The organism is Parasulfuritortus cantonensis (genome assembly GCF_004337445.1).
In the GTDB taxonomy this organism is placed as follows: domain Bacteria; phylum Pseudomonadota; class Gammaproteobacteria; order Burkholderiales; family Thiobacillaceae; genus Parasulfuritortus; species Parasulfuritortus cantonensis.
Genome location: NZ_SJZB01000015.1, coordinates 1 through 10969, shown reverse-complemented (window position 1 = coordinate 10969; position 10969 = coordinate 1). Strand labels below are relative to the sequence as shown.

General features: G+C 65.5%; 12 protein-coding genes and 1 pseudogene. 5 read left to right on the top strand and 8 right to left on the bottom strand.

Annotation, left to right across the window (positions count from 1 at the left end; all coding sequences use genetic code 11):
* Positions 1–181, bottom strand: a pseudogene (locus EZJ19_RS04670) (NADP-dependent isocitrate dehydrogenase); the annotation flags it as partial.
* Between the two features lie 24 nt (positions 182–205).
* On the opposite strand from EZJ19_RS04670, the gene EZJ19_RS04665 reads away from it, so the two are divergent.
* A complete protein-coding gene (locus tag EZJ19_RS04665) occupies positions 206–829 on the top strand; it encodes an rRNA large subunit pseudouridine synthase E (RefSeq protein ID WP_131445136.1) in 624 nt (207 codons plus the stop codon).
* On the opposite strand, the gene EZJ19_RS04660 is transcribed toward EZJ19_RS04665, so the two are convergent.
* The 7 genes from EZJ19_RS04660 to EZJ19_RS16225 form a co-directional block, all read right to left on the bottom strand.
* Positions 744–2069 carry a TRZ/ATZ family hydrolase gene (locus EZJ19_RS04660; RefSeq protein WP_131445135.1) on the bottom strand — a complete coding sequence of 442 codons (1326 nt, stop codon included), beginning with the start codon at positions 2067–2069 and terminating at the stop codon, positions 744–746. The genes EZJ19_RS04665 and EZJ19_RS04660 overlap by 86 nt on opposite strands.
* A gap of 118 nt (positions 2070–2187) precedes the next feature.
* Positions 2188–2544 (bottom strand): hypothetical protein, encoded by a 357-nt coding sequence (locus tag EZJ19_RS16000; protein WP_206199313.1) that lies wholly within the window; start codon positions 2542–2544, stop codon positions 2188–2190.
* Between the two features lie 197 nt (positions 2545–2741).
* On the bottom strand, positions 2742–3992 hold the full coding sequence (locus EZJ19_RS04650) for a peptidoglycan-binding domain-containing protein (RefSeq protein ID WP_131445134.1): 1251 nt from the start codon (positions 3990–3992) through the stop codon (positions 2742–2744).
* A gap of 258 nt (positions 3993–4250) precedes the next feature.
* A complete protein-coding gene (efp, locus tag EZJ19_RS04645) occupies positions 4251–4811 on the bottom strand; it encodes an elongation factor P (protein WP_131445133.1) in 561 nt (186 codons plus the stop codon).
* Between the two features lie 50 nt (positions 4812–4861).
* On the bottom strand, positions 4862–6004 hold the full coding sequence (earP, locus tag EZJ19_RS04640) for an elongation factor P maturation arginine rhamnosyltransferase EarP (RefSeq protein WP_131445132.1): 1143 nt from the start codon (positions 6002–6004) through the stop codon (positions 4862–4864).
* 7 nt (positions 6005–6011) lie between these two features.
* Positions 6012–6953 (bottom strand): nitronate monooxygenase, encoded by a 942-nt coding sequence (locus EZJ19_RS04635; protein WP_240754653.1) that lies wholly within the window; start codon positions 6951–6953, stop codon positions 6012–6014.
* Positions 6954–7051: 98 nt separating this feature from the next.
* A complete protein-coding gene (locus EZJ19_RS16225) occupies positions 7052–7261 on the bottom strand; it encodes a hypothetical protein (protein WP_240754652.1) in 210 nt (69 codons plus the stop codon).
* Positions 7262–7478: 217 nt separating this feature from the next.
* Here EZJ19_RS16225 and mnmL point away from each other — a divergent pair, with 217 nt between their 5' ends.
* From mnmL to EZJ19_RS04615, 4 genes are all read left to right on the top strand, one after another.
* Positions 7479–8426, top strand: coding sequence for a tRNA modification radical SAM protein MnmL/YtqA (mnmL, locus tag EZJ19_RS04630; RefSeq protein WP_131444452.1), 948 nt, complete (start codon positions 7479–7481; stop codon positions 8424–8426).
* Positions 8416–9432, top strand: a complete 1017-nt coding sequence (gene ubiU, locus EZJ19_RS04625; RefSeq protein WP_131444451.1) for a ubiquinone anaerobic biosynthesis protein UbiU — start codon at positions 8416–8418, stop codon at positions 9430–9432. The genes mnmL and ubiU overlap by 11 nt, the downstream gene beginning before the upstream one ends.
* 29 nt (positions 9433–9461) lie before the next feature.
* Complete coding sequence (gene ubiV / locus EZJ19_RS04620; protein WP_131444450.1) at positions 9462–10349, top strand: ubiquinone anaerobic biosynthesis protein UbiV; 888 nt, start codon at positions 9462–9464, stop codon at positions 10347–10349.
* A gap of 69 nt (positions 10350–10418) precedes the next feature.
* Positions 10419–10961, top strand: coding sequence for a hydrolase (locus EZJ19_RS04615; RefSeq protein WP_131444449.1), 543 nt, complete (start codon positions 10419–10421; stop codon positions 10959–10961).
* Positions 10962–10969: the final 8 nt, after the last annotated feature.

Sequence of the window (10969 nt, the reverse complement as noted above, 5' to 3'; positions counted from 1 at the left end):
GGCCGCCGTATGCCTTCGCCACGGCGGCATCAAGCACTTGGCGCATGACTGGCGTGATGTCGACGCCGGTACCGTCACCCTCGATGAAGGGGATAATGGGCCGATTCGGCACGTTCAGCGAGAAGTCGGCATTGACGGTGATCTTTTCGCCTTGGGCGGGGACCTGGATTCGAGTGGTCACGATAGCTCCTGGTAGAGACAAGAAATGAGTCGCATCATCCTGTTCAACAAGCCCTACGGCGTGCTGAGCCAGTTCACCGACGAAGACGGCCACCCGGGGTTGAAGGGGTACATCGACATACCGGGGTTCTATGCCGCCGGCCGACTGGACGCGGACAGCGAAGGCCTGCTTATTCTAACCGACGACGGTGCACTCCAGCATCGCCTGGCCCACCCGCGTTTCGGCAAGGACAAGACCTACTGGGTCCAGGTGGAAGGCGAGCCGGATGAGGCGGCGCTGGCGGCATTGCGGGCTGGCGTCGATCTGGGCGACTACCTCACGCTTCCGGCCAAGGTGCGGCCGATTCCGGCACCGGCAGGCCTGTGGCCGCGCGAGCCGCCGGTACGCTTCCGGAAGACGATTCCGACGTCCTGGCTGGAACTCACCATCCGGGAAGGCAAGAACCGCCAGGTCAGGCGCATGACCGCAAACGTCGGCCTGCCGACTTTGCGCCTGATCCGCTGGCAACTCGCCGGCTGGGACCTGGCCGGCCTGGCGCCCGGGCAGTGGCGGATGGAAGCGGTCAGCCCGCCGCGATCCGCTCGCGCCACTGGTGCGCGTGGCGGACCAGGTGGGCCTCGTCGAGGGACAGGCAGCGACCGTCCTTGACCACCATCTCGCCGGCCACCCAGACGTGACGGACCTGCTCCCGACCGGCGCAATAGACGAGCTGGGAGATGGGGTCGTAGCACGGCTGCATGGCCGCGCCTGACAGGTCGACGGCGACGATGTCGGCCTGCTTGCCCGGTACCAGGGAGCCGATTTCGCTGTCCAGGCCAAGCGCTCGGGCACCGTTCAGGGTTGCCATGGCCAGCGCGGCGGGCGCAGGCACGGCGTCGGCGCGTCCGGACACGCCCTTGGCCAGCAGGGCCGCCAGCCTGGTCTCCTCGAAGACGTCGAGGCGGTTGTTGCTGGCGGCACCATCGGTGCCGACGCCGACGTTGACGCCGGCATCGAGCAGGCGCGCCTTCGGGGCCACTCCGTTGGCCAGCTTCAGGTTGGAGGTCGGGCAGTGGGCGACGTGGCAGCCCTGTTCCGCCAGGAGGACGATTTCCTCGTTGGTCAGGTGGACGGCGTGGACAGCCACGAACTGCGGTCCGAGCAAACCCAGACCATGCAAGCGCTCGAGCGGCCGGACCTTGTGCGTTTCCAGGCTCTTGTGGATCTCGTCGTGGGTTTCGTGGACGTGCATGTGGATGGGCAGGTCCAGCTGCGCCGCGTAGGTCTGCACCTTCTCCAGGGTCTTGTCGGCACACGAGTAAGGCGCGTGGGGTGCCAGGCAGAAAGATACCAGCGGTTGGTGCCGGTAGGCGTCGCGCACCTCCATGCCCTTGAGCAGGTAGCCATCCGGATCGGCGGCCCAGGCGGAGGGGAAGTCGATCACGATGATGCCCGCGGCGACCCGCATCTTCGCTTCCAGGGCGGCCTCGATGGTGGCGTCCGGGAAGAAATACATGTCGTTGAAGCAGGTGACGCCGCCCTTGAGCATCTCCACGCAGGCCAGCCGGCTGCCATCCATGACGAAGCCGTGCGACATCCAGCGCCCTTCAGCGGGCCAGATGTGGTCGTTGAGCCAGGTCATCAGGGGCAGATCGTCGGCGAACCCGCGCAGCAGCGTCATGGCGGCGTGGGTATGGAGGTTGACCAGGCCGGGCATCAAGACATGGCCCGGCAGGCGCAGGCGCTCGCGGAACAGGTAACGGACATCCGCTTCGTGACTCGGCAGGATGTCTTGGATGCGGCCCTCGCCGACGATCACGCTGTGCTGGGCGAACACCTTGCCGGCCGGTTCCACGGGGATGACCCAGTCGGCGTCGATGCGAAGGTCTACTACAGTTTGGTTACGCATGCCGGAATGCTATTCATGTGGCCGCGTGCCGGCAAGCAGATAACAAAATGCGCCCGGATGGGCGCATTTTGTCGGCAAATCCGCCATCCGCTCGGCAGATGGCAAACCCGCTTCAGGCTCAGTGCTTGATGAAGCAGAAGGCGAACGGATTCACATATTCCGGGGCGCTGGCCTGGACGGGGGCGGGAGCCGGGGCCGGGGCGGGTTCGACCACGACGACCGGCGCCGGGGCGGGAGCCGGGGCCGGGGCGGGTTCGACCACGACGACCGGGGCGGGCTTTTGCTCTTCCTTGCAGCTGGGATCGAGCAGGGCCTTGCCCGGGCAACCGATGGTGCGGTACAGCTCGCTACCGACGGTCACGCCGGTCGGGCTGCCGACGTTGCTGGGGTCGTAGTAGGTCTCGGCTTGGGCACTGGCGGCCACAAACAGACCGGCGCAGAGCGAGCTCAGGGCAAACAGGGCGACACGCATCATTTTCTCCTTAGAAAGAAATCGAATATTCAGATATTTTAAATTACGCCCCTATTGTAATGCGATAGCCGGCCCGGTCATCGGCACAAATGGCCGTCGCGAGTGGTGTATGCATACCACAGATGGCCACGGGCAAAAAAGAGTGCGTCGGGTTGCGACGCACTCTTCGACCGCGGCACGCCCGGGGGCGTGGGGTTGGCTTACTTCTCGCTCAGACCCAGGGCGCGGACCGTCTCCACGGTGACGTAACCGTCGGCGCGCAGGCCGTTGGCACGTTGGTAGGCGGTAACGGCGTTCAGGGTCGCGCTATCCAACTGCCCGCTGGTGCCGCCGGTGTTGTAGCCGGCCGCCTGGAGTGCCTTCTGGATTTCGGCGATCTTGGCCGGCGTGGCGTTGACTTCACAGACGATCTGTTCCCAGTACTCCTGGGCCGGGCTGACCAGGACCTGCTGGTCGACGGCGGCGTATTCGGCGGGAACGGGGACCCGCTTTTCGGTCGCCGGCGTCACCATGGTCATGACCTCACGCATGTAGTCGACGGGCACCACCTTGGTCGTCGTGGTCGCCGGCGTGACCAGCTTGGTGACCTCGCGCTCGGCGTATTCGGCCGGAACCTCGACGGTGCGGGTCGTGGCCGGGTTCTTCAGGACGGTCTTCTTGATCGTCGTGTACTCGGCCGGGATATCCTCATAGCGCACGGTCGCCGGGGTCTTCAGCACCTCGTGGGTGACGGTCTGGTATTCGGCCGGCACCTCGACCAGGCAGAAGATCTCGCCGGTCTTGGCATCGACCATCTGGACATTGGTGGCCGTACCCGGCTTCCACGTCGTATAGGCGTCGCGCACCAGCTTGCGTTCCGTCACCGTCTCGTAGACCGCCGGCACCTCGATGGACTTCTTGCTGGCCGGTTTGGCCACTACACGTTCTTCGACCGTCTCGTAGACTGCCGGGACATCCTCGATCCGGGTGCTGGCTTCCTTGACCAGGACGCGTTCCTTGACCGTCTCGTAGGCGGCGGGGACGACTTCCTGGATCTCCTCGCTCTGGACGTGGACCTTCACGGCCTTGTAGACCGGCGGCAGGATTTCGATCCGCTCGCCCGCTTCCTTGACCAGTTTCTGGACCTTTTCGGTACGGTAGACGGGATCCTTGATGATCTTGGCGTAGCACTCGCCGGGCTTGGCGTTGGGCATGTCGCTGCTGGTCTTGGCCGGCGCGGGCGCCGGCGCCGGGGCCGGAGCGGGCTTCGGGGCGTCGCCCTGGCAGGCCGGATCGAGCAGGGCACGGCCCGGGCAACCGATGGTCTTGTACAGGTCCTTGCCGGTCGTGGTGCCGGTGCTGCTGGCTTCGTTGGCGGGGTTGTAGTACGGGCCGGAAACGTCGGCACTGGCCACACCGGCAGCGGCGAGGGCGATGCTCAGGGAACTGAGGACATGGATAGCTGCGCGCATCTTATTCTCCTTCTGGATGGATACGTGAATGCCGTAATGCTCGTGGCGGAATGGTTGGATTCTAGCGGCCGGGCGCTTTTTGCACTGCCGGACGAATGGCAGCGATTGTTGGTATTTGCATACCGACCGATCAGGTTTCCATTCTACAAACCTGAACTCAGGATGCCAGTGGGGTGTGGCGAAATCGTGAAATTCGCAACCTGGCCGGACGACAAAAAAGCCGCCCGTGGGCGGCTTCCTGTCGGCGTCCCGCGGCGTTTACTTGACGCGGTTGCGGTATTCGCCGGTGGCGGTGTCGATTTCGATCTTGTCACCGATTTCGACGAAGGCGGGCACCGAGATTTCCACGCCGGTGGGCTTGATGCGGGCCGGCTTCATGACCTTGCCGGAGGTGTCGCCCTTGACGGCGGGTTCGGTGTATTCCACTTCGCGCACCACGGAGGAGGGCATGTTGACCGAGATGGCCTTGCCGTCGTAGAAGACCACTTCGCATTCCATGCCGTCTTCCAGGTACTTGAGCATGTCGCCCAGGTTGTCGGCTTCGACTTCGTACTGGTTGTATTCGGCATCCATGAACACGTACATGGGGTCGGCGAAGTAGGAGTAGTGGCATTCCTTCTTGTCCAGCACCACCAGCTCGAACTTGTCGTCGGCCTTGTAGACGGTCTCGGAACCGGAACCGGTCAGCAGGTTCTTGAACTTCATCTTGACGACGGAGGCATTGCGGCCCGACTTGGAGAATTCGGCCTTTTGCACCACCAGCGGGTCCTTGCCCACCAAGACGACGTTGCCGACGCGGAGTTCCTGTGCGATTTTCATGATCTGCTCTGAGAAAATTGGGGTCGTAAAAAGCTGATAATTATAACTTTTTATTTGGATTTTTCATTACAGAATTTCACCAAATTGGTGGCCAGGTCGCCGACCCCGTCCAACTGGGCCTGCCAGCGGTCCAGCCTGGCCAGCCAGGCCGGGCGCCGGTGCCAGAACTCGGGCCAGGCCGGACCGGCTCCGGCCATGTCGTTCCAAGCGCTCCACAGGGCCCGCAGGGCATCCGCGTCGCCGGGGTCCAGGTCGCCGCAGAGCAGGTCGAGGAGGGCATGGATCTTCGGCCAATGGGCCTGGTCTTCCTGGCGATAGGCCTGCCAGACCAGGGGTTTGCCCGCCCACATGGCGCGGACCAGGGAATCCTCGCCGCGCACGAAATTGCAGTCGCACAGCCAGAGCAGGCGGTCGTAGTCGTCCTGGGACAGCATCGGCAACACCTGTACGGCCAGGTTGCCGCGTACCAGTTGCTCGCCGGCTGCCACGGCGGGCCGCCCGAAGAAGCCCGCCACGTCGGCCAGCGGGCGGCCCTCGGGAACCAGGCAGCGGACCCGCTCGGGGCCGTCCGCCCAGGTCTCGAACAGGCCCTGGATGGCCGTGTTTTCGTAGCTGAACAGGGAAATCCGCGATTCCTCGGCCTCCGGCACCGCCAAGCGGCGCCAGAACGCGGCCTGTGCGGCCGGGTCGGCACGCAGGTCGTCCCGTGCCGCCACCAACCAGGACTCCTTGAGCACGCCCCCGGTACCCGGCACGTAGCCGGGCAGGAAGAAATACTTGGTCAAGGGCAGGCGCGGATGGGGCGAAGCGAGGGCGTGGCAGCCCGGTACCCAGTCCTCGGCGCTCAGGTATTCGAGGTTAAGCCAGACCGGTTTGACCGGCCGTTCCGCCATCGCCGACTCGTAGGACTCGGGGAGATGGCAGGCCAAGGCCTCGACCACGACGTCGGCAGGTTCGGCAGCGGGGAACGGCGCGCGCCAATGCCGGACCGTGACGCCCTGGCAGGCCTGCTCGTCCAGGTCCGGATCGATCTCCGGGCGCAGGCACCGGAAAGCGGCCAGGTCGTCGACCCAGAGGCGGACGCGGAGGCGATGCTCCGAGGCCAATTGGCGCGCCAAGCGCCAGGTGATGCCGATGTCGCCGTAGTTGTCGACGACGGCGCAGAACAGGTCCCAGTCGTATCCGGGCCGCATGCCGTGTTCAGGGCAGGAGGATCTTGCCGTCCTTGCTGAACTGGTAGTCCCGGAACACGTGTTCCGCGCTCAGGAGTTGGAAATTGCCCTCGGCGTCCTGGCGCGAGGTGTCCTTCAGCCGATAGGCGTAATGGCCGCAGGTCCAGATGTCGAAGTTGCGCATGTGCGTGCACAGGCAGGTCTTGTCGTAGATCCTGACCTTCTTCTCGTTCGGGTGTGCCGCGACCTCGCGGTTGTAGGCGTCGATATAAGCGCAGTGGCCATTGCTGTCGAGGATGTAGCCGTAGGCCTCGCAATTCGGCCGGGTCGTGGCGCCGATCCCGGGGCTGCCCCTGAGCATGCGCATCGGGTAGCCGGTCGGCGAGATGCCGTTGACCTCGATGTCTTCCTCGTTGGCCTTGAAGTATTCCTGCTTTACCTCGTCGGGCAGCCCGCATTCGTCGGTGACGGTGAAGCGGGTGGCGACTTGGACGGCGCCCGAGCCCTGCTCCAGGAAACGGGTCGCGTCGCTACCGGTGAAGATGCCGCCGGCCGAGATGATCGGAATGTCCAGTTGCTCGGCACGCAGCCAGGCGAGAATCTCGGCGTTGATGGTGGCGAGGTCGTGCTTGTTCCAGTCGTCCAGGCCGAAACCGAGGTGGCCGCCGGCGAGCGGACCCTCGACGACGACGTAGTCGGGCAGGCGGCCGGTGCGGGCGTTCTTGCGCAGGAACAACTGCAGCGCGCGCAGGGAGGAAACGATGATGCCGATCTTGGCGTCGCGGAAGCGCGGGTGCTCCTCCATGAGGGCCAGCGAGCCCAGGTGCAGGCCGGCCGCCAGGGTGATGCCGTCGATGCCGGCGTCGAGGGCGGCGTTCAGGCGCACCTTGAGCGTCTCCTTGGGGGCGTTCATGGTCAGCTTTTCCATGCAGTTGATGAAGATCATGCCTTCACCGCGCTTGCTTTCCATGGCCTTGCCGACGTGGAGCCGGGTCGCCTCGTCGATCTCGCCCAGGTCGAATTTTATTTCTGATTTGTCTGTATTTTCAACGTTATATTTATACTTCTTTAGTTTTGCTTGACGAATTTCGTGTTGTAGCGCCGGTCTGCGACGGTGGGCAGCATGGCGTCCGAGATGTGGCCGATGCCGCCCAGGCGGGCGGCAACCAGCGCCAAGTCGGTGGTGGAGATGTCCACCCCCATGCCGCCGATCATGATCGGCACCAACTCGCGCGCACCCAGTTTCAGGCGGAAATCATCAACACACTTCGTCGTCATATCCGATTAACTCTCGCTCCGTTGTCGACGAATGAGCGTCGGCGACATGGCAAATCTTAAGAACTCGGCATCATACGGGTTTCCGGTTCGATTCGACAGCCTATTACATCCAGGTTAAGCCGGCGGGAGGGGACGCGTTCGCGCCGGTTTGGCAAACGGAATGGCCGATACTAAGAATACCGTGGTATCTTTTTATCTGTTTTGCTGATCATTCACCATGCCGCTATCCGACGTCGTCAATACCTTTGGCCAATGGCTGCTCGCCAAGCACGGCGAGCGGGTCCACAAGATCGCCTTGGACGTCGGTTTCACCTGTCCGAACCGGGACGGCAGCAAGGGGACCGGCGGCTGCACCTTCTGCAACAACGCCTCCTTCAGCCCGGGCAGCCAGAAGCGCAAGTCCCTGGCCGAGCAGATGGCCTCCGGGCGCGACGGTATCGGCCGGCGTACCGGGGCCGGCAAGTACCTGGCCTACTTCCAGGCCTACACGAATACTTACGACGAAGCCGAACGCCTGCGGGAACTGTATGACCAGGCGTTGGCCTACCCGGGCATGATCGGCCTCGCGGTCGGCACCCGGCCCGATTGCGTGGCCGACGAGGTGCTCGACCTGCTCGCCGGCTACCGGGCGCGCGGCATGGAAGTGTGGCTCGAGCTGGGCCTGCAGTCCGCCTTCGACGACAGCCTGGCACGGGTCAACCGCGGCCACGGCTTCGCGGAATATGCCGAGACCTGCACCAAGGCCCGGGCCATGGGCATCCCGATCTGCACGCACCTGATCATGGGCCTGCCGGGCGAGACCGAATGGCACTACCAGCGCACCCTGGACCGGGTGCTCGAGGTCGGCACCGACGGCCTCAAGCTGCACCCGCTGCACATCGTCCGGCACACCCTGCTGGCGCACCAGTGGCGGCACGGCGAGTACGCCCCCATGTTGATGGAAGACTATATCCGGGTCGCCGCCGACCTCATCGAGCGTACCCCCGAATCGGTCGTCTTCCACCGTGTCACCGGCACCGCCTCGGCGGACATCCTGCTCGCGCCCATGTGGTGCGAGCACAAGTGGCCGGTGCTCAACGGTATCGAAAACCTATTGAAGGAACGCGGCAGCCGCCAGGGCAGCCGAGTCGGCCGCGCCTGCACGGAACTGAAACATGTCGCCTGAACCATCATTGCTGCAACTCGTCTGTCCGGCCGGCAGCCTGCCGGCCCTGAAGGCTGCGGTCGACCAGGGCGCCGACGCCGTCTACCTGGGCCTCAAGGACAATACCAACGCGCGCAACTTCGCCGGCCTCAACTTCGACGAGAAGAGCCTGGCCGAGGGCATACGCTATGCCCAGGGGCGGGGCCGCAAGGTCCTCATGGCCCTCAACACCTTTCCCCAGCCGGCTACGCTGGAGCGCTGGCACCGGGCCGTCGACAAGGCCGCCGGCCTGGGTGTCGATGCGGTCATCCTGGCCGACCCCGGCCTCATGGCCTATGCCCGCGCGCACCATCCCCAGCTGCGACTGCACCTGTCGGTACAAGGCTCGGCGACCAACTACGAGGCGATCAACTTCTACCGCGAACGCTTCGGCATCCAGCGCGTGGTGCTGCCGCGCGTGCTCTCCCTGGCCCAGGTCGAGAACGTGATCGAGAACACCGGGGCCGAGATCGAGCTGTTCGGCTTCGGCGGCCTGTGCGTGATGGTCGAGGGCCGCTGCCTGCTCTCCTCGTATGCCTGCGGCGACTCGCCGAACACCTTCGGCGCCTGCTCGCCCGGCCATGCCGTGCGCTGGCAGCAGACCGCGCAGGGCATGGAGACGCGCCTGAACGGGATCCTGATCGACCGCTACGCGGATACCGAGAAGGCCGGTTACCCGACCCTGTGCAAGGGCCGCTTCGCGGTCGAGGGCGAGACCTACTACGCCCTCGAGGAGCCGACCAGCCTGAACAGCATGGCGATGCTGCCCGAGATGCTGCGCCTGGGGGTGGCCGCCATCAAGATCGAAGGGCGGCAGCGCAGCCCCGCCTACGTCGCCCAGGTGACCGCGGTCTGGCGTGCCGCCATCGACGCCGTCAAGCGGGCCCCGGAGGCATTTGCCGCCAAGCCGGCCTGGACCGCCCAACTCGACAAGGTATCCGAGGGCAGCATGCACACCCTCGGCGCCTACTACCGCCCGTGGAAATGAGCCCGACCGCCGCACCGACCCCCAGCACCATGAAACTCGCCCTTGGTCCGCTGCTGTACTACTGGTCCCGCGAGGACACCCTGGCCTTCTACGAGGCGGCCGCCGGCTGGCCGGTCGACATCGTCTACCTGGGCGAGACGGTCTGCTCCCGTCGCCATCTCATGCGCCTGGCCGATTGGCTGGAGGTCGCCGACCGCCTGGCCGGGGCGGGCAAGGAGGTGGTCCTCTCCTCGTTGCCCCTGGTCGAGTCGGAATCCGACCTCAAGGCCATGCGCAAGCTGGTCGGCAACGGCCGCCACCGAGTCGAGGCCAACGATTTCGGCGCCGTGCGCCTGTGCATCGAGGCCGGCGTCGGCTTCGTCGCCGGCGCCACGCTCAACGTCTACAATCCCGAGACCCTGGCCATGCTGGCCGAGGCCGGCGCCTTCCGCTGGGTGCCCCCGGTGGAGATGAACCGCGCCATGCTCGAGGCCATGCCGGTGCCCGCCGGCGTCGCCACCGAGGTATTCGCGTACGGCCGCCTGCCGTTGGCCTATTCGGCGCGCTGCTTCACGGCGCGCCGCTACAACCTGCAGAAGGACGATTGCCAGTTCAAGTGCCTGGAGCATCCCGACGGCCTCACCCTGTACACCCGCGAGGACCAGCCCTTCCTGGCCATGAACGGCATCCAGACCCAGTCGGCGCGCATCTACACCCTGGCGCACCGGGTCGGCGAGTTGGCCGACACCGGCGTCGAGGTGCTCAGGCTGTCGCCCCAGTACCGCAACATGGCCGCGGTCGTGGCCCATTACCGCGAGGCCCTGGCCGGTGCCCCGGCCGATCCGGCGGAGTTGCGCAAGTTCATGTACGCCGACCCCTGCGACGGCTATTGGCTCGGCAAGTCGGGCCAGGACTTCCTGCCCGGCCAGGCGGCCTGACCGGCGCGCCGGTTGGCAAGGCCGGCGCCGGCGTTGAATAATCGGGCCTCCGCAAAGCGCCCGCCGACCATGCTGATCCAAGCCGACCAATCCGTGCTCCTGATGATCGACCTGCAGGAGCGTCTCGCCCCGGCCATCCACGACTTCGCCGAGGTCCGGCGCCACAACCAATGGCTGCTCGGGGTTGCCCAGCGTCTGGCCGTACCGGTGGTTGCCACCGAGCAGTACCCGCGCGGCCTGGGCCACACGATCCCCGAGTTGGCGCCGGCGATTCCGCCCGAACACATCCTGGAGAAGATCCATTTCTCGGCCGTCGCCGAGGGCAACCTGGACGGCCTCGCCGCCATGGCCCGGCCGCAGGTCATCCTGACCGGCATCGAGACCCATGTCTGCGTCCTGCAGACCGCGCTCGACCTGCTCGCCGCCGGCAAGGCCGTCCATGTCGTCGCCGAGGCGGTCGGCTCGCGCCGGCCGGCCGACAAGGAGCTGGCCCTGGCGCGCCTGCGCCAGGAAGGCTGCCGGGTGGTGTCCAGGGAGATGGTCGCCTTCGAATGGCTGCACCGTGCCGGTACGGAGCAGTTCAAGGCGATCAGCCAGGAATTCCTGCGCTGAGCCGGGGC